The organism is Rhodoligotrophos appendicifer, from assembly GCF_007474605.1.
Taxonomy (GTDB): domain Bacteria; phylum Pseudomonadota; class Alphaproteobacteria; order Rhizobiales; family Im1; genus Rhodoligotrophos; species Rhodoligotrophos appendicifer.
Map to the genome: position 1 here is coordinate 253,200 of NZ_VHKL01000002.1, position 17,699 is coordinate 270,898.

The 17,699-nt window shown below is 63.8% G+C and carries 16 protein-coding genes; 11 read left to right on the forward strand and 5 right to left on the reverse strand.

The window, feature by feature from the left end; genetic code table 11:
* Positions 1–10 precede the first annotated feature (10 nt).
* Together FKM97_RS05300 and FKM97_RS05305 are read right to left on the reverse strand one after the other, a co-directional pair.
* Entirely contained in the window at positions 11–1,345 is a 1,335-nt protein-coding gene (locus tag FKM97_RS05300; RefSeq protein WP_143958126.1) for a PQQ-dependent sugar dehydrogenase, read from the reverse strand.
* Positions 1,346–1,420: 75 nt separating this feature from the next.
* A complete protein-coding gene (locus FKM97_RS05305) occupies positions 1,421–2,311 on the reverse strand; it encodes a DMT family transporter (protein ID WP_143958127.1) in 891 nt (296 codons plus the stop codon).
* Between the two features lie 136 nt (positions 2,312–2,447).
* Here FKM97_RS05305 and ku (FKM97_RS05310) point away from each other — a divergent pair, with 136 nt between their 5' ends.
* Positions 2,448–3,254 carry a non-homologous end joining protein Ku gene (ku, locus tag FKM97_RS05310; RefSeq protein WP_144291358.1) on the forward strand — a complete coding sequence of 269 codons (807 nt, stop codon included), beginning with the start codon at positions 2,448–2,450 and terminating at the stop codon, positions 3,252–3,254.
* Positions 3,255–3,279: 25 nt separating this feature from the next.
* On the opposite strand, the gene ku (FKM97_RS05315) is transcribed toward ku (FKM97_RS05310), so the two are convergent.
* A complete protein-coding gene (gene ku / locus FKM97_RS05315; protein WP_144291359.1) occupies positions 3,280–4,134 on the reverse strand; it encodes a non-homologous end joining protein Ku in 855 nt (284 codons plus the stop codon).
* 121 nt (positions 4,135–4,255) lie between these two features.
* Between ku (FKM97_RS05315) and ligD the strand changes: the two genes are divergently transcribed.
* From ligD to FKM97_RS05330, 3 genes are read left to right on the forward strand one after another with little or no spacing between them, the layout of a single operon-like run.
* A complete protein-coding gene (gene ligD / locus FKM97_RS05320) occupies positions 4,256–6,925 on the forward strand; it encodes a DNA ligase D (RefSeq protein WP_144291360.1) in 2,670 nt (889 codons plus the stop codon).
* Positions 6,922–7,959, forward strand: coding sequence for an ATP-dependent DNA ligase (locus FKM97_RS05325; protein WP_281290075.1), 1,038 nt, complete (start codon positions 6,922–6,924; stop codon positions 7,957–7,959). Before ligD ends, FKM97_RS05325 begins: the two co-directional genes overlap by 4 nt.
* 41 nt (positions 7,960–8,000) lie before the next feature.
* Positions 8,001–9,269, forward strand: coding sequence for a DUF763 domain-containing protein (locus FKM97_RS05330; protein WP_144291361.1), 1,269 nt, complete (start codon positions 8,001–8,003; stop codon positions 9,267–9,269).
* A 16-nt stretch (positions 9,270–9,285) separates the two neighbouring features.
* On the opposite strand, the gene FKM97_RS26220 is transcribed toward FKM97_RS05330, so the two are convergent.
* Entirely contained in the window at positions 9,286–9,744 is a 459-nt protein-coding gene (locus tag FKM97_RS26220) for a hypothetical protein (RefSeq protein WP_170240766.1), read from the reverse strand.
* A 174-nt stretch (positions 9,745–9,918) separates the two neighbouring features.
* Here FKM97_RS26220 and FKM97_RS05340 point away from each other — a divergent pair, with 174 nt between their 5' ends.
* Positions 9,919–10,164, forward strand: coding sequence for a hypothetical protein (locus FKM97_RS05340; protein WP_144291362.1), 246 nt, complete (start codon positions 9,919–9,921; stop codon positions 10,162–10,164).
* Positions 10,165–10,168: 4 nt separating this feature from the next.
* Here FKM97_RS05340 and FKM97_RS05345 read toward each other — a convergent pair whose 3' ends face one another.
* Positions 10,169–10,945 (reverse strand): IclR family transcriptional regulator, encoded by a 777-nt coding sequence (locus FKM97_RS05345; protein WP_170240767.1) that lies wholly within the window; start codon positions 10,943–10,945, stop codon positions 10,169–10,171.
* Positions 10,946–11,178: 233 nt separating this feature from the next.
* Between FKM97_RS05345 and FKM97_RS05350 the strand changes: the two genes are divergently transcribed.
* From FKM97_RS05350 to FKM97_RS05375, 6 genes are read left to right on the forward strand one after another with little or no spacing between them, the layout of a single operon-like run.
* Positions 11,179–12,078, forward strand: coding sequence for an MBL fold metallo-hydrolase (locus FKM97_RS05350; RefSeq protein WP_205014738.1), 900 nt, complete (start codon positions 11,179–11,181; stop codon positions 12,076–12,078).
* A gap of 13 nt (positions 12,079–12,091) precedes the next feature.
* On the forward strand, positions 12,092–13,690 hold the full coding sequence (locus FKM97_RS05355; RefSeq protein WP_144291364.1) for an FAD-binding oxidoreductase: 1,599 nt from the start codon (positions 12,092–12,094) through the stop codon (positions 13,688–13,690).
* 10 nt (positions 13,691–13,700) lie between these two features.
* Positions 13,701–14,957, forward strand: a complete 1,257-nt coding sequence (locus FKM97_RS05360) for a 3-isopropylmalate dehydratase large subunit (RefSeq protein WP_144291365.1) — start codon at positions 13,701–13,703, stop codon at positions 14,955–14,957.
* Between the two features lie 9 nt (positions 14,958–14,966).
* Positions 14,967–15,497 (forward strand): 3-isopropylmalate dehydratase small subunit, encoded by a 531-nt coding sequence (locus FKM97_RS05365; RefSeq protein WP_144291366.1) that lies wholly within the window; start codon positions 14,967–14,969, stop codon positions 15,495–15,497.
* 1 nt (position 15,498) lies between these two features.
* Entirely contained in the window at positions 15,499–16,359 is an 861-nt protein-coding gene (locus tag FKM97_RS05370; RefSeq protein ID WP_144291367.1) for an isocitrate lyase/PEP mutase family protein, read from the forward strand.
* A gap of 49 nt (positions 16,360–16,408) precedes the next feature.
* Positions 16,409–17,542, forward strand: coding sequence for an ABC transporter substrate-binding protein (locus tag FKM97_RS05375; RefSeq protein ID WP_144291368.1), 1,134 nt, complete (start codon positions 16,409–16,411; stop codon positions 17,540–17,542).
* Positions 17,543–17,699 lie beyond the last annotated feature (157 nt).

The window sequence follows — 17,699 nt, forward strand, 5'->3', positions numbered from 1 at the left end:
GGTCGGGAGCTCAGGGCCCTACAGGGGTTACACGCCAGACGACATTGCCGACGTCGTCGGAGACCAGCAGAGCCCCCTGCTGATCCAGGATCACGTCCACGGGACGGCCTTGCGCATTGTCGTCGGCATTCAGGAAGTCCGTAAGCACGTCAAGAGGCATACCTGACGGCCTGCCATCCGCGAAGGGAACATAGATGACCTTGTACCCGCTCTTGGGACGCCGGTTCCAGGAGCCGTGCTGGCCGACAAACAGGCCGCTGCGCCATTGCTCAGGCAGGCTCGTGTCCTGGGAGAAGGCGATCCCCAATGACGCCGTATGGGGTCCGAGAGCGTAGTCCGGTGCAATCGCCTTGGCGACGAGCTCGGGGTTCTGCGGCTCGACCCGGACATCCACATTCTGGCCCCAGTAGCTGTAAGGCCAGCCGTAGAACGCGCCGTCTTTCACCGATGTGATATAATCGGGAACGAGGTCGCTGCCGATCTCGTCGCGCTCGTTCACGGCCGTCCACAGGGCTCCGGTGGTCGGCTCCCAGGCCAGTCCGTTGGGATTGCGCAGGCCGGTGGCGAATTCCCGCATCTGGCTGGTCGCGCGGTCGAGCTCCCAGATCGCCGCACGGCCCTTTTCGGCCTCCAAGCCATTCTCGCCGACATTGCTGTTCGATCCGACGGTGATATAGAGCTTCGCGCCGTCCGGGCTGGCGATGACGTTCTTCGTCCAGTGATGGTTTATTCCGGCCGGCAGATCGACGACCTTGGTGCCCGGATCGGAAATGGACGTCGCACCTTCGGTGTAAGGGAAACGCATCAGGGCATCGGCATTGGCCACGTAGAGATCACTGCCCACGAGCGTCATTCCGAAGGGCGAATGCAACCCCTTCAGGAAAACGGAGCGCTGATCGGCGACGCCGTCGCCATCGGTGTCGCGCAAAAGGGTGATGCGGTCGGGGCTCGGCACACCCGCGCCGGCCCAACTCATGACCAGATCCATGACCCAGCCCTTGATCCCGGGATCAGCATCGGATTTGGGAGCGTTGCTTTCGGCGACAAGGATATCGCCATTGGGCAGCTTATAGAGCCAGCGCGGATGATCGAGCTTGTCTGCGAAGGCGGAGACCTTCAGGCCCTCTGCCGGCGTCGGTTTGGCCCCTTCGGACCAGCCGACCGCCGGGGCGATGTTGACCGTGGGCACAAGCGTCTTGTCCGGCGGCGGCAGCTGGGGATTGGTCCCGGTTCCGGCGGCCACGTCGACGGTCGCCCGCTCCGGGTAGATGACGATTTTCACGATGGCGACAGCAGCCACGATCAGTGCCGTCAAGACGATCAACCAGACATAGGATCTGCGCATTTGTGGAGCCTCGACTTCGCTGCCCCTATCAACGCGCTCCTGCCCCCGATCGATCCCGGGCTCGGCGCAATCCGATCAATGGTTGCGATAGCGGCTGATGGCGATGCCCGAGAGGATGAGGCACAGGCCGATCACCGCCTCGGTGCTCAGAGGTTCTCCCATGACGAGCCACCCCACCAGAACCGCACAACACGGAATGAGGTAGCTCGAATAGGAGGTGAAGCTGATCCCGTTGCGACCGATGAGCGAGTATAGCAGCAAGACCGCAAAACCGGTGGCCACGACGCCGAGGACCAGCACCGGCACATAGGCCTGCAGGGGCACCTGGGCGAGAGACGTCGGGTCCTGAACCAGAGCGAGAAACAAACCAATGATGCCGGCCACCGTCATGACGCCGGCCGCCGTCTCGGTCGGATCCACCCTCGGCATCTTGCGCGCGATGATGTTGTGACTGGCAAAGCAAAGGCTCGCCGCAACGAGCGAGAGTTCGCCCCAGACGTCGATCTGCGGGCCCTCGCTCCACAGCAACTCCGGTCCGATCAGGACGCCGACGCCGACGAAGCCGACCAGGAAGCCGGTGAAGGTGCGCAGGTTCAACCGCTCGTCCGGCAATGCGAGATGCGCCCCGACGATGGCCATGATGGGCGTGCTGGCCATGAGGATGCCGGCCAGGCCGGACGGGATTTTCTGCGTGCCCCAGGCAATGAGATAGAAGGGGAGCACGTTGCCGATCACTGCAAGGCCGGCAAACCACGCCCAGACGTCGAGACGGCGGGGTAGGGTCCGGCCCTGAAGCCATACAGCGGGAACAAGGACAAGCGCTGCAATCGCCATCCGCAATGCCGTCACCCACAGGGGGGCCATCCCCTCCACAGCCACCTTCACCAGGGCCAGCGACGATCCCCAGATGCTGACCATCACGGCAAGCATCAGCCAGTCGAGCATGTTGGGTTTGCGTTGGGCCATTGGATTTTCTGCAGGCGGAGGGTTCGGTTGTGTAGACCAAACCCCAGCCGGAGAGAATGACGTTCTGAGGCTCGCCGGAACGATCCGCAGCGCCAAAGGTTTGTCATTCGCTATAACGCTGCCCGAGGATCAGGCCATGGCGCCACGCAGTTTCTGGAAAGGCTACCTGAAGCTCTCGCTCGTCACCTGTCCGGTGGCGATGATGCCGGCGATCACGCAGAGCGAGAAGGTTCGTTTCCACACCCTCAACCGCGCCACCGGCCACCGGATCCAGAGCCAGTATGTCGATGCGGAGACGCAGGAGCCCGTCGAGGATGAAGACGAGGTCAAAGGCTATGAAACGGGCGCCGACAGCTATGTGATGCTGGAGGATGAAGAGCTCGATGCCGTCGCTTTGGAAAGCACGCGCACCATCGACATCGACATGTTCGTGCCGAAATCCTCCATCGAGTGGATCTGGCTGGACAAGCCGCATTATCTCATGCCCGACGATCCGGTCGGCGAGGAGGCCTTCTCCGTCATCCGGGATGCCATGGAGGCCACCGAGATGGTCGGCATTTCGCGGCTCGTCCTCTATCGCCGCGAGCGGGCCGTCATGCTGGAGCCGCGGGACCGCGGGATCGTCTTGTGGACATTGCGCTATGGCGACGAGGTCCGTGACAAAGCGCAGTACTTCCCGTCAAAAGAAAAGACCAAGGGCGACCCCAAGCTCCTGAGCATGGTCACGAAGGTCATCGAGGACCGCACCCAGGCCTGGGACCCATCGATGGTGACAGATCCGGTGCAGGATAAGCTGCTCGACATCATCGCCGCGAAGAAGAAGGGCAAGAAGCCGCCGAAGAAGAAGGCAGCGGCAGAGAAGCCCAGCAATGTGGTCAGCATCATGGATGCGCTGAAGAAGAGCCTGGCCGCCGAGGAAAAGGGCGGCAAGGGCAAGCGGTAACGATCAACTCGCCTTGCGACGACGATCAGCTTGCCTTGCGGCGGGGTGCCGATTTCGCCGGTGCCCGTTTGGGCGCTGATTTGCCGGTGGCCTTCTTTGCCGCCGATTTCGCGCCCGCGCTTTGGCGCAGGGCCTCCATCAGATCCACGACCTTGCTTTCCGCCTGGACCTTGCGCGGCTTGATCGTCTTGCCTTCCTGCTTCGCCTTGATGAGCTCCGCGAGCGCCGCCTCGTAGCGGTCGTCGAAGTTCGCGGGGTCGAACGTGCCGCGCTTCGTCTTGATGATGTGCTCCGCAAGATCGAGCATCTCGCCCTTGATCTTCATGTCCTTGATCTCGGAGAAGGCATCTTCAGCCGCGCGCACCTCATAATCGAAGTTCAATGTGGTCGCGATCAGACCCTGATCATAGGGACGGATCAGCAATGTGCGCACGCGACGGAAGAGAACCGTCTGGGCCAGCGCTGCGACCTTCTTCGCCCGCATGCCGTCGCGGATGAGGGCAAAGGGCTCCTCGGCGGGAGCGCCGGCAGGAGCGAGGTAATAGGGTCGGTCCAGATAGACGTCATCGATCTCGTCACAAGGAATGAAGGTGCCGACCGCCAGGGTCTTATCGCTCTCGGGCAAGGCAGCGGCGATCTCCTCGGGTTCCAGGACAATGTAGTCGCCCTGGCCGGTCTCATAGCCTTTCACCTGCTCTTCGGTGGGAACCGGTTCGCCGGTCTCCTGGTCCACGAACTGGCGCCGGACCCGGTGGCCGGTCTCGCGGTTGAGGGTGTGAAAGGAAATGCGGTCGGATGTGGAGGCCGCCGTATAGAGGGCCACGGGGCAGGTCAGCTCCGCCACCTTCAGGAAACCCTTCCAATTCGCCCGCGGTGCCATTTTCTGTCTCCGAAACCCTGACTCAACTCGGAACGGCGCGCGCCGTTCCCAGAGACCCGAACCAAAATCACCGTGGCGCGTTGAGTCGCCACAGGTTTCCAGAAACCGACAGGTGACGCGCGTGCCGACCGAGCCTAAGCTTTCAAAATACCGTGCCAAGCGAGATTTTACCAAGACCGCCGAGCCAAGCGGTGCTGCGGAAGTGGTGACGTCGCCGCGGCGGCGCTTCGTCATCCAGAAGCATGCGGCGACGCGATTGCATTACGATCTGCGGCTCGAGCTTGACGGCGTGTTCAAGTCGTGGGCGGTGACGAAGGGCCCCTCCCTCGATCCGCATGACAAGCGGCTGGCGGTCGAGGTCGAAGATCACCCGCTCGATTACGGCGATTTCGAAGGCACCATCCCGAAAGGACAGTATGGCGGCGGGACCGTCATGCTCTGGGACCGCGGTTTCTGGGAGCCGGAGGGCTCGAAAAGTCCCGAAAAGGCTCTTGCGGACGGGGATTTCAAGTTCACGCTCGACGGCAAGCGGCTGCATGGCAGCTGGGTGTTGGTGCGGATGCGGCATGATCGCGACAAGGGAAAGCGCACGAACTGGCTGCTCATCAAACACCGGGACGAGCATGCGCGCGAGGGGGAGGGGGAGGCGGCAATCGCCGAGGAGACCTCGATCGCCTCAGGCCGGACCATGGAGACGATCGCTGCCGGCAAGGGGCGCGCCCCGAAGCCGTTCATGCTGGAGGCCGGCAGCCAGCCGGCCGCAGATGCCGTTTGGGACAGCACTGCGGGGCTGGCCGCCGAGGCGCGAAAGTCGCCGAAGACGAAATCAGCCGAGGCGGGCAGGACGAAATCCGAGGCCGCCGAGATGCCCGACTTCATCCCGCCGCAGCTCTGCCAGCTGGTGGAGCGGCCGCCGACCAGCACTGGATGGGCGCATGAAATCAAGTTCGACGGGTATCGCGTCCAGCTGCGCGTCGAAGGCGGCAAGGCTACGGTCAAGACCCGCAAAGGTCTGGACTGGAGCGCGAAGTTTTCAGCCATCGTCAAGGAGGCGAAGGCGCTGCCGGACAGCATCATCGATGGTGAGATCGTGGCCCTCGATGAGAACGGGGCGCCGGACTTCGCAGCCCTTCAGGCAGCGCTGTCGGAGCAGAATACCGACAATCTAATCTTCTATGCCTTCGATCTCCTGTTCGAGAAGGGCACGGATTGGCGCGCGGCAAAACTTGCCGACCGCAAGACGCGGCTGGAGGCGCTCCTGGCCGATCACGGTTCGGAGGGGCTCATCCGCTATGTGGAGCATTTCGAGAGCGGTGGCGACGCCGTCCTGCGTTCAGCCTGCCGCCTGTCGCTCGAAGGCATCATCTCCAAGCGGCTTGATGCACCCTATCGATCGGGACGGACGGACAGCTGGACCAAGGCGAAGTGCCGGGCAGGGCATGAGGTGGTCATCGGCGGCTGGACCACCACCAATGGGCGGTTCCGATCGCTGCTGGTCGGGGTCCATCGCGGCGACCATTTCGTCTATGTCGGCCGCGTCGGCACGGGTTATGGCGAGGCCAAGGTCAAGAGCCTCCTGCCGAAGCTGAAGGCGGTGGCAGCCGAGACCTCACCCTTCACCGGCGTCGGGGCTCCCCGTAAATCCTCGGACATGCACTGGACGCGGCCGGAGCTCGTGGCCGAGATCGAATTCGCCGGCTGGACGGGCGGCGGCATGGTGCGACAGGCCGCCTTCAAGGGGCTGCGCGAGGACAAGCCGGCCGTGGAGGTTGAGGCCGAGACCCCGGCAGATCCGGCGACGGTCGAGACGCCGATCCCCACCAAAGTGACGAAACCGCCCAAGCGGGCAGCGACCCGCAAAGGTCCTGGGGCGAAGAAGGCGGTGGTGATGGGGGTCGTCCTTTCGCATCCGGAGAAGGCGCTGTGGCCCGATGATGGCGAGGGCGAACCCGTCACCAAGCTCGACTACGCCCAGTATCTGGAGGCCGTCGGACCGTGGATGATCGACCATATCAAGGGACGGCCGTGCTCGCTCGTGCGGGCTCCCGACGGGATCGACGGCGAGCGTTTCTTCCAGCGGCATGCGATGCCGGGGAGTTCCAACCTGCTGGAACTCGTCACCGTGTTCGGCGACCGCAAGCCCTATCTGCAAATCGATCGGGTGGAGGGGCTGGCCGCGGTCGCACAGATCGCCGGCCTGGAACTGCACCCGTGGAATTGCCAGCCGCATCTGCCGGAGTTGCCGGGACGTCTGGTCTTCGATCTCGATCCCGGGCCTGACGTTCCCTTCTCGGCGGTGGTGGCGGCTGCCAAGGAAATGCGCGAGCGCCTGGAGGCTGTGGGCCTGGTCAGCTTCTGCAAGACAACGGGCGGCAAGGGGCTGCATGTGGTCACGCCGCTGGCGGCGACCAAGAAATCCAAGCTCACCTGGCCCGAGGCAAAGAGCTTCGCCCATGCCGTCTGCCAGCAGATGGCGCAGGACGATCCGAGCCGATATCTCGTCAAGATGGCCAAGAAACTCCGCGACGGGCGCATCTTCCTCGACTATCTGCGCAATGACCGGATGGCCACGGCGGTGGCTCCGCTGTCGGCGCGGGCACGGCCCGGGGCGACGGTGTCCATGCCGCTGACCTGGCCTCAGGTCAAAGCCGATCTCGATCCCCAGCGCTATACAATCCGCAGCGTGCCGGCGCTTCTGGCGAAGACCAAGGCGTGGGCCGATTATTGCGCTGGCGAACGGCCGCTGGAAGACGCCATCAAGCGGATGGGAAAGATCAAGGTGGCGGCGTGAGCCCGCCGGACTTCCTGCTGCCCTTGTCCACAGAGCCGATGGAGGCGCGTTCGGCCGACACGTTGCCCGAGGGTGAGGGCTGGCAGTTCGAGCCCAAATGGGACGGCTTCCGGTGCCTTGCCTTCAAGGCGGGGGACCAGGTGGAGCTGCGGGCCAAGTCGGGCAAACCCCTCGGGCGCTATTTTCCGGAAGTGGTCGAGATGCTGGCCGCCGTGAAAGCCGAGCAGTTCGTGGTCGATGGGGAATTGGTGATCGAGATCGACGGGCACCTCTCCTTCGATGCTCTTCAGATGCGGCTTCATCCGGCCGAGAGCCGGATCAAGAAACTGTCACGGGAGACGCCGGCACGGCTGGTACTGTTCGACATGCTCGCGACGCCCAGGGGCGAGGTGCTCGTGGACAGGCCTCTCGTCGAGCGGCGTGCGGCGCTGGACTCCTTCGCCAAGGCCGCGGCGGTGAAGGACAGGCTCCTTCTGTCGCCCTGCACAGCCAAACGCAAGGACGCCCAGGCCTGGCTCAGCGACACCAGCGACAGCGGGACCGACGGGGTCGTGGCCAAACCGCTGCACGAGACCTACCACACGGGCGAGCGGATGATGGTCAAGGTGAAGCGTCTGCGGACCGCGGATTGCGTGGTCGGCGGCTTTCGCTACGCGGCAAAGAGCCGAAAAGTCGGCTCACTGCTGCTGGGCCTCTACAACGAGGACGGCAGACTCGATCATGTGGGCTTTACTTCCACCATCTCGAATGCGGAACGCTCCGAGCTGACGGAGCGCCTGGAGGGTCTGCGTTCCCCGCCTGGGTTCTCCGGCAAGGCTCCGGGAGGTCCAAGCCGATGGAGTACTGACCGCAGCGTCGAATGGGAGCCGCTGAAGCCGGAGCTGGTCGTGGAGGTGCGTTTCGACCACGTCACCAGCGACCGCTTTCGCCACGGCACGAAGCTCCTGCGCTGGCGGCCGGACAAGGCGGCGCGTCAGTGCACCTTCGAGCAGATCCATCCGCCGGCCGCAGAGGTGAAGACAAAACACTCCTGACCCGTTATGCTCGTTCCCGAAATGTTCGAGGTATAAAGGCCGTGACGCGACGCTCAGGAAGTGCCGATCTGCCGCTCCATGGCGGGCGGGTGCCGAAATGGCTGGGGGAGCGCATGACCCGACTCGGGGCCGTGGTCACCCAGGCAATCGTCCATCATTACGGACGCGACGAGTTTCTCAGACGGTTGTCGAACCCTTTCTGGTTCCAGTCGTTTGGCTCCGTGATGGGTATGGACTGGCATTCCTCCGGCATCACCACCAGCGTCATCGGAGCGCTCAAGAGAGGACTGCCACCGCTGGCGGAGGAGCTTGGCCTGCATGTCTGCGGTGGGCGCGGCAAGCATTCGCGGCAGACGCCGCACGAGCTGGCCCTGATCGGGGACAAGGTCGGCTTCGACGGCGTTCTCCTGGCCCAGTCCAGCCGACTGGTGGCGAAGGTCGACAGTGCAGCCGTGCAGGATGGGTTCGACCTCTATCTGCACGGCTTCATCGTGGCCGATGACGGCAAGTGGGTCGTGGTCCAACAGGGCATGAATGACGAACGCCGGCAGGCGCGCCGGTACCACTGGCTTTCGGAAGGGCTCAAAAGTTTCGTCGATGCCCCGCATGCGGCCATCGAGGGCCGAGAGCAGGGGACCATCATCAACTTGACGGATCATCGCGCAGAGGCCTCCCGGCACAGCCAAATCGAGATGCTGCGAACGGAGACGCCGGAACGTCTGGCCCGGGACGTGATCCGCCTGGAGACAGGGTCTGCGCCGGCCGAAACCGCCCAGCCGATGCTGCCGCATCTGGTGATGCCCGCGCATCACGACGTGCGCGAGGGGGATGTCGTGGTGCGGCGGCTCCACGGGGCGTTGGCCGCCGCCGCCGAGAACGGGCCGCAGGATTTCACGGCATTGCTGCAGGTCCCCGGCGTCGGCGCCCGCACGGTGCGTGCGCTCGCTCTCCTGGCCGAGGTCATGCATGGCGCGCCCTGTCGCTTCTCCGATCCCGCCCGCTTCTCGCTTGCCCATGGCGGCAAGGACCGGCATCCGTTCCCGGTGCCGATCAAGGTCTACGACCAGACAATCCAGGTGCTCAAGTCGGCCGTGCAGAACGCCAAGCTTGGGCGTGAGGAGGAGCTGAGCGCCTTGAAGCGGCTCGACGACCAGTCTCGCCGCCTGGAGGCGCATGTGACCGGGCCGTCTTTCGGTGCATTTCTGGCCGAGGAACGGGGACGCTCTCCCAGCTATGGCGGACGAAGCGTGTTCGGTTGGGAAGGCGAAAGGGAGGCGCTGCAGGCGGCCTGTTCAGGCCGCCGCAGCTGATTTGTTCGTGTCGATGTTAGCCGCCGCTGCCGCCGCCGCCACCGGCGCCGCCAGCACCACCACCGGAGCCACCGCCAGCACCACCGCCAGAGCCACCACTCCCGGAGCCACCGCTGCCGCTGCCGGAGCCGCCCGCACCTGAGCCACTGCCGCTGCCGGAGCCGCCGGCACCCGAACCGCTGCCGCTGCCCGATCCAGAACCGCTGCCGGATCCCGTGCCGCCAGAACCCGTATTGCCGTTGCCCGATTGGTTTCCTGTATTGTTACCGCTGGTCCCGGTGTTTTGACCGCTGCCCGTGTTGCCTCCCGTGGCCGACGTGTTCTCGCCGCCTGGGCTACAGTCTGCCGAAGTGGTTCCCGTGGCTGCCGTGCCCGCCGCAGGGCAGTCGGTGTTGCTCGTTTGGGCGCTGACAAGCGCCGGGGATGCAAACAACGCCGCCGCAAACGCCATGGCGGTCAATGATACATGCTTCATGAGTTCCTCCAGTTATGGCTTGTGACACTGGCCCGTGTCCGGCCGGACCAATGTCCGTTATCGGGAAAGCAATGACAGGCGACGGGCAGTGGTTCCGATTTTGGAAACCTCCACCGAATGGAACCTGAGGGGTGCGCATCGAGTTGGTCGGGAAGGACAGCATTGGAGAAACGCATGACCGGCAAGCAGGAGCCTGAGGCGCTCGCGACATTCGCCGAGGCCGCAAGGGGCACTGGCGTCAAGCCGAAGGAGATCGGTCTCGGGGCCACTCCGGAGACTGCCCCGATCCCCACCGATCCCGATCAAAAGGACAAGGCTGCCACCAAAGTTCTGCAGGAAGGGGTCACGGGCGAGGACAAGGGTGCGGACAAGGCGGTCGACGCCTTGCCGGACCGGATCATCGAGAGCCGCCGTCCCTGATGCGCTAAGCGGTTTCCAGAGCAGGGGTTTCGGCCTTCATGCCGAGACGCCGCCGAATGGCCTCTGCGGCAGCCAAGAGCCGGGCGAGATGTTTGGGCCGGCCGTGATCGATCATCTGCGGGTTCAGCGTGGAGACGCTCACCGCACAGAGAAGCCGGCCTTTGGCATCCAGAACAGGCACCGCCAAGGCCGCGAGGCCGAGGGCGACGTCGTCCACGGCAAATTCGTAGCCTTGCTCATGAACACGTGCCAGATGCTCGCGGAGCTTCGCCCGGTCGGTGATGGACTTCGCGGTGAGCGTCGGTAGAGGCCCGGAGAGCGCGCGCGCGATTTCCTGCTCCGACTGGTAGGCGAGAAGAAGCTTGGGAGCCCCTCCACAGTTCAGGGCAAGCGTCCCTCCGACGGGCCACCAGCGCAGCTCCATGCCGCCAGCGCCATGGATGCGCTCCAAGCAGATGGCCGCCCCATTCTGATAGATCGACAGAAAAGTGGTCACGTCGAGTTCAGCGGCCAATTGCTCCATCACCGGCACGGCTGCGGCGCGCAGATCAAAATTATCGATCACACTTTCGGCCAGGGCGCGAATAGCGCGACCGAGGCCATAGCGCTGGGTCGCTGCATCTTGGGCGATGAAGCCGCTGTTCATCAGCGTCACCAGCAGCCGCCGCGTGGTGCCTTTGTCGAGGCCGGTCTGGGCGGCAATCTCGGCCAGTCCCTGCAGGCCGCGGCCCTCGAAGGATTTGAGAATGGCGATCGCCCGGGTCACGGCGCGAACGTTCATCGATCCCTTTTCCTCCATCGCAGTCCCTCTTTATTGGCCTGGCCCCACACGCTCCCCCGACACTTCGGCGACACTGCCGAGCCTCGGGGAAGGGCTGCTCACAAAGCAAAGTTCGCTTCCATCGGCAAGACAGGATAGTCGATTCATTTCACGATATGAAATGAATTTTGTTGGTTGACACGGATTGAGCGAGGTGCTTCTTTGGATTCAATAAAAAGAGACGGAGGAAATAGTTGGTCGATACGGTCAGGATTGGGGACGTTTCGGTGGCGCGCATCGAGGAGATGCTGACGCCCGGATTCGATCCCGCATTTCTTTTTCCAGATTTTTCGCCTGCTCTGCTCGAGCGGTTCCCGATCCTGTCGAGTCCGAATTTTCTCGATCCGGCATCGGGCAGGCTGATGTCGAGCATGCATTCCTGGCTGCTGAAGATCGGCAAGGATGTCATCCTGATCGATACGGGCTGCGGCAATCACAAGCATCGCGCTCCGGCAGCCTTCAAACGCTTCCACATGCTCGACCTGCCCTTCCTCGACAGGCTGGCCGAGGCCGGCGTGGCCCCAGAAGACGTGACCTATGTCATCAATACGCACCTGCATGTGGATCACGTCGGCTGGAACACGATGCTCGTGGATGGGCAGTGGGTGCCGACATTTCCCCGCGCGCGCTACATCTTCGGCGCCAAGGAGTTCGCCAATTGGACCACCGATGGTCGCAGCCTGCGGGCGCAGCCTGAAGGCGGGCCGGTGATCGTCGACAGCGTCATGCCCGTGGTGGACGCCGGTCTCGTGGATTTCGTCGAGGCGGGAGATCGTCTCCTCGACGTGATCAGCTTCGTTGCCGCCCCCGGCCATACCGACGGGCAGTTGAACATCCGGGTCGAGTCCAAAGGCGAAACTGGCGTTTTCACCGCAGATGTCCTTCATCAACCGATGCAAATCGTCTGTCCGACGCTCAATTCCCGGTTCTGCGAAGACAATGAGCGAGCCCCGCTAACGCGGAGAAAGCTGTTGGACTTTGCCGCGGAGTCGGACGCCATCCTGTTTCCGCAGCATTTCGGTGCGCCGCATGCCGGCTATGCGCGGCGCGAGGGTTCGGGCTTTGCCTTCGAACCCGTCGTCTGGAAGAACTGAAGAAAGAACCGCTATGTCCCTGGCCGAAAACCTCCAGCACAGGAACCATCCCGCCATCGACCGCCTCATCCAGGATCTGGGCGCGGACGTGGTGCTCGCGGATGATGGAACGCGCAGCTATTACGCCAACGACATCTTCTGGCAGCCCGGCATTCCGCCGTTGGCCGTCGTGATGCCGAAGACACGCGAAGAGACGGCCATGGCGGTGTCGACCGCTATCCAGGCCGGTGTCGCAGTGGTGCCGCGCGGCGGCGGCATGTCGTATACGAAGGGCTATATCCCGGCGCTGCCGGATTCCATCGTCATCGATGCAAGGCGGATGGACAGGATCCTCGAGATCAACGCAGCCGACATGTATGTGACGGTCGAAGCCGGCTGCACCTGGGCGAAGCTCAACGAGGCCTTGGAAGGCACCGGCCTGCGCAGCGCTTATTGGGGGCCGCTGTCGGGCATCAACGCCACCATCGGCGGAGCGCTGTCGCAGAACAGTGCGTTTTTCGGCTCGACCACCAATGCGACCGTCGCGGAGAGCGTCCTCGGCGTCACCGTGGTGCTGGCCGATGGCCGCATCGTCACTACAGGCTCCGGAGGCCGCAAGGACGCCAAGCCCTTCACCCGCGAGGGTGGTCCCGACCTGACGGGCCTGTTCCTGGGCGACAATGGAGCCATGGGCGTGAAGGTCGCCGCCACGATCCGGCTGCATGTGAAGCCTGCCGAGACCGGCTATCTCTCCTTCGGGTTCGAGTCGATGCCGATCATGGCCTCGGCCCAAGTCGAGATGGCGCGGACCCGGTCCATCTCGGAAGGGTTTGGCATCGACCGCACCAAGGCCGAACATTCGGCCTCCGTGAACAAGCTGATGGATGGGGTGAAGACGCTCGGCAATGTGGTCAAAGGCGGCAAGACCATGCTGGGCGGCCTGAAGGACGCGGTCAGCGTCGCCGCCGGCGGCACCGCCTTCCTCAAGGCGCATAATTACACGCTGCATCTGGTGCTCGAGGGCCGTACGCCTGCGGAGCTGGCGGAATCCATGAAGCGGGTCCGCGAGATCGGCAATCGCTACGGCAAAGAAATCGAGAACACGGTGCCGAAGGTCATGCGCTCGAAGCCCTTCGGGCCGACGCGCGGGATGCTGGGCGCCGACGGCCAAAGATGGGTGCCGATCCACGCCGTGTTTCCGCTGAGCACCGGCAAGGCGGTGGCGGAGGCCAATGACGCCTTCTTCGCCTCAAAGCGCGACTTCATGGAGAAGCACGGCATCGTCTATTCCGTCATGTCGATGACGGTTGGCAACGAGTTCTTCCTCGAGCCCGCCTTCTATTGGATGGACGAGATCACGCCGCTCCATGCCAAGAGTCTGGGCGACGACGTGGTCAAGCCATGGCGGGACCGGCCGGCCAATGTCACGGCGCGCAATGCGGTCGCCGAATTGCGGCGCGGGACGCAGGAGCTCTATGCCAGTCTCGGCGGCGTCAGCTGGCAGGTGGCGCGGGATTACCCGTTCAAGGAGCTTCTCACTCCGGAGACCTGGTCGCTGCTCGAAGGGGTGAAGCGTTCCGTCGATCCCCAGGGCCTAATGAATCCCGGCTCGCTCGGTCTCGGGCGGCAATAGGAGAGCGTTTATGGGCTACACGATTACAGAGAAGATCCTGGCACGGGCCGCAGGCGTTCCCGGCGCACGCGCCGGCGACGAACTCATGGCCAAGCCGGACTTCGTGCTGGCCTACGACTTCCCCGGCTATACTGACGTCTATTTCAAGAGCATGAAGGAAGACTTCGGCATCGACAGGGTGGCGGAGCCGGAGCGGTTTGCGATCTTCATCGATCACATGGTCCCGGCGACGACGCCGAAGGAGGAAGAGCTCCATATCGGCACCCGCAGCTGGTGCAAGGAGAACAATGTTCCCCTGTTCGAGCGCAAAGGCATCGGCCATCAGGTCGCCGCGGAAGTGGGCTATGCGACGCCGGGCGCCTTCGTCGTGCATTTCGACGGGCATATCAGCCAGCTCGGCACTTTCGGTACGCTGGCCATCGGCATGCGGCGCAATGTGCTGGAAGCCTTCGTGCGCGAGAAAGTCTCGATCAAGGTGCCCCATACGGTGCGGGTGAATCTGTCGGGCGAACTCACCCCCGGCGTCATGGCGCGCGACGTGTTCCATCATCTCGTCCGCACCATGGGTCCGTCCTCCTGTCGCTTCCAGGTGCTCGAGATCGGTGGCCCGGCACTGAAGACGCTGTCGACCGAAGGGCTGCAGACCATCACCGGCCTGGCCATGTTCACCGGGGCCATCACCGCCATCGTCAATCCGGACGAGGACCGGCTGGCCTACGCCTTGCCACGAGCGCGCAAGCAGCTGGAGCCGGTGTTCAGCGATCCGGATGCCCATTACGCCGCCGTCTACGACATCGACCTCAACGGTCTCGAGCCGGTGCTGGTCATCCCGCCGACCCCGTCGAACACTCGCAATCTGTCGGACTATCTCGGCCTCGAGATCAACACCGGCTATCTCGGCTCCTGTGCCTCGGGCCGGCTCGAGGATCTGCGCATCGCCGCCCAGATCCTGCAGGGCCGGCAGGTCAAGGAGGGCTTCATGCTGAATGTCATCCCGACCAGCCAGGAGATCATGGCCGCCGCCGGGCGCGAGGGTCTGATCTCGATCCTCGCCGAAGCCGGAGCCTTCGTCTCCTCGCCGAGTTGCGATTACTGCTTCGGCCGGATCGCCACCATGACGGACAAGCAGCGGGCCGTGTCCACCGGCACGCTCAATGTCCGCGGCCGCATGGGCAGCCCGGATTCGGAGATCTACCTGTGCAATGCCGCCGTCGTTGCGGCGGCCGCGATCGAGGGTCAGCTCGCCGACCCGCGCAAATATCTCTGAGGTCGAACCATGCCGCTCAAGAACCTTCGGGGACGCGTCGCCTTCATCTTCACGGAAGAGGATTTCGACGTCGACCAGATCGTCGGTGTTAAGAACATCAAGATCACCGACATCAACGAACTCGCCGCCGCCGCCATGACGTCCTATGACCCGGAGTTCGCCACTCAGGTGAAGCCCGGTGACATCCTCGTGGGCGCCGGAAATTTCGGCTACGGACATCCCCATTACCCGCCGATGCGGGCCATGCGCCATCTCGGCATCACCGGGGTCATCGCAGAGAGCTTCTCACCCGGCTATTGGCGCGGGGAGGTGAGCATGGGCTTTCCCCAGGTGAGCTGCCCCGGCATCCTGACGCTGGTGGAGCGCTGGGACGAGATCGAAGTCGATTGGGAGGCCGGTGTCGTCCGCAACCTCACCAAGGGCACGGAACTCCCCTTCGAACCGCTCGCGGCGGGCGATGAACAGATGCTCGAGGCCGGTGGCCTCGTCCCTTATCTCAAACGCACCACGCCCATGCAGGGCGAACGGAAGGATCACTGACATGGCAAGAACCCGAGACTTTCGCGACCGCGTGGTGAACCAGCAGACCGTATGGTCGGCCGGTGCCTATGATGCGATGTCGGCGAAACTGATCGAGGATGCGGGCTTCGATGCCGTCATGACGTCGGGCTTCGGGGTCTCCGCCTCGCATCTCGGAATGCCCGATGCGGAACTCTACACCATGTCGGAGAACCTGGCGGTGGTGCGCAACGTCATCAACGTGGTCGACATCCCCGTCATCGCCGATATCGATACCGGCTACGGCAACGCCATCAATGCCATGCGCACCGTGCGCGAATTCGAGGCGATCGGATGCTCGGCCGTGATCCTCGAGGATCAGGTGTCGCCCAAGCGCTGCCCAATCTGCGTCGGCGGCGTCGAGGTCATCGCCAAGGACGAGGCGGTCTCCAAGGTCGCCGCAGCCGCAGCCGCGCGCCGCGACCCGAACATGCTGATCATCGCGCGGACCGATGTGGTCGATGTGCAGGAAGCGATCGACCGCGGCAAGGCCTATGTGGCCGCCGGCGCCGATATCATCCAGCCCATCAGCAAGTGCTTCAAGGACATCGAGGGCCTGCGCGCCATGCGCGAGGGCGTGGGCGTGCCGCTGTCGCTGCAGATCCTGGGATGGCTCGAAGGCATGAGCCCCAAGGAAATCGAAAGCGTGGCGGGCATGGCGACCTTCGCCCTGGTGCCGTTGATGACCGTGGCGGCCGCCTTGCGGGAAAATCTGGCCGCGCTGGTCGCGTCGAAGTCCACGAAGGACCTGCCGCGGCCACGGACCGACCATAATGATTTCATCGACTTCATCGGCTTCAAGAAAGTCGAGGAGCTGCAGCTCAAGTATCTGCGTGCAAGCTGAACAGAAGCACGACCCTGAAGGGTCGTTTAGCCTGGGGAGGACCTAGAAGATGTTATCGAGAAGACTGATTATCGCCGCCGGTGCGGCGCTCATGGCGGGCACACTCGTGTCCGGCGTTCACGCGCAAGAAAAACCGCCGGTCCGGATCGGCGCCCTGTTGCCGCTGAGCGGGGCAGGCGCCTTTGACGGCCAGCTCGCCGCCGAAGGCATGGAGGCCATGGCCGCCGTCATCAATGCCAAGGGCGGCATCCTCGACGGGCGCAAGATCGAGCTCGTCAAGTATGACGACAAGGGCACGCCGGAAGAGGGCGTCTCCGCTGCCAAGCGCGCCATCGAGCAGGACAAGGTCGACGTGCTCGTCGGCGGCTGGTTCAGCGCCGTCGCGTTGAGCCTGAAGGAAGAGACGCGCGACAAGATCATCACCGTGATGACCTCCTCGCAGCACCCGAAGGTCACGGCGGAAGGGCACAAGTACCTGTTCCGTCTGAACGCGACCTCGACCATGAACTCGGCCACCTATTCGAAGTTCATCTGCGACAAGATGGGCCTGAAGTCGGTCGCCTATATGACGATCAACGACGATTACGGCCGCCTCGAGGCGCAAAACTACGAAAAGCTGCTGGGCGAATGCGGGATCAAGTCGGTCGGCAATGAATATTACAACCGCAACGATACGGACTTCACCACGGCGCTCACGAAGATCCGCGCCCTGAAGCCGGACGCGATCTATGTGTCCGCCATCAACACCTCACAGGGTGCCACCATCTACCGGCAGATCCGCCAGACGGGCTACAAGGGCACCATCATCGCGTCTGCGGGCAACATGAACCCGAAGCTTGTCGAGCTATCCGGGCCGGCACTCGAGGGCGTCTACTCCGTGTCCCTGTTCGCTCCCGACAGCGACAACCCGCTGCTGAAGGCGTGGATCGAGCAGTATAAGAGCATGTTCAGCAACGAGCCTGCCTTCATCGGTTCGCTCGGGGCCCAGGCCGTGGAGCTGCTTGCCGGCGCAATCCAGGAGGCGGGCGACCCGCGCGCCTACGACAAGATCGCAGCGGCGTTGAAGGGCCATCCCTGGGACACGCTGCTCGGCAACATGAAGTTCGACGAGCAGGGTCAGGCTCTGCAGAACACCTATCTGATCCGGGTGGTCGACGGGAAGATCACGTCCGTCAAAAACTGACCTCCCTCAGGATTGAGGACAGGTGTCTCGGGTCGTCCCGGACGCACTGCAGCGCGGAACGCGGTGCAGTGCAGATCCGGGATCCCTGATTGCGTGGGCATCCCGGATCTGCGCTGCGCTCCGGCCGGGATGACTGTCGGGGTAAGAGGTAATCCCT

Bases quoted from the DNA above. Each gene is read 5' to 3' on its own strand.
- FKM97_RS05300 (WP_143958126.1), bottom strand. From the start codon at position 1,345: ATGCGCAGATCCTATGTCTGGTTGATCGTCTTGACGGCACTGATCGTG.
- FKM97_RS05305 (WP_143958127.1), bottom strand. From the start codon at position 2,311: ATGGCCCAACGCAAACCCAACATGCTCGACTGGCTGATGCTTGCCGTG.
- ku (WP_144291358.1), top strand. From the start codon at position 2,448: ATGGCGCCACGCAGTTTCTGGAAAGGCTACCTGAAGCTCTCGCTCGTC.
- ku (WP_144291359.1), bottom strand. From the start codon at position 4,134: ATGGCACCGCGGGCGAATTGGAAGGGTTTCCTGAAGGTGGCGGAGCTG.
- FKM97_RS26220 (WP_170240766.1), bottom strand. From the start codon at position 9,744: ATGAAGCATGTATCATTGACCGCCATGGCGTTTGCGGCGGCGTTGTTT.
- FKM97_RS05340 (WP_144291362.1), top strand. From the start codon at position 9,919: ATGACCGGCAAGCAGGAGCCTGAGGCGCTCGCGACATTCGCCGAGGCC.
- FKM97_RS05345 (WP_170240767.1), bottom strand. From the start codon at position 10,945: ATGAACGTTCGCGCCGTGACCCGGGCGATCGCCATTCTCAAATCCTTC.
- FKM97_RS05355 (WP_144291364.1), top strand. From the start codon at position 12,092: ATGTCCCTGGCCGAAAACCTCCAGCACAGGAACCATCCCGCCATCGAC.
- FKM97_RS05360 (WP_144291365.1), top strand. From the start codon at position 13,701: ATGGGCTACACGATTACAGAGAAGATCCTGGCACGGGCCGCAGGCGTT.
- FKM97_RS05365 (WP_144291366.1), top strand. From the start codon at position 14,967: ATGCCGCTCAAGAACCTTCGGGGACGCGTCGCCTTCATCTTCACGGAA.
- FKM97_RS05370 (WP_144291367.1), top strand. From the start codon at position 15,499: ATGGCAAGAACCCGAGACTTTCGCGACCGCGTGGTGAACCAGCAGACC.
- FKM97_RS05375 (WP_144291368.1), top strand. From the start codon at position 16,409: ATGTTATCGAGAAGACTGATTATCGCCGCCGGTGCGGCGCTCATGGCG.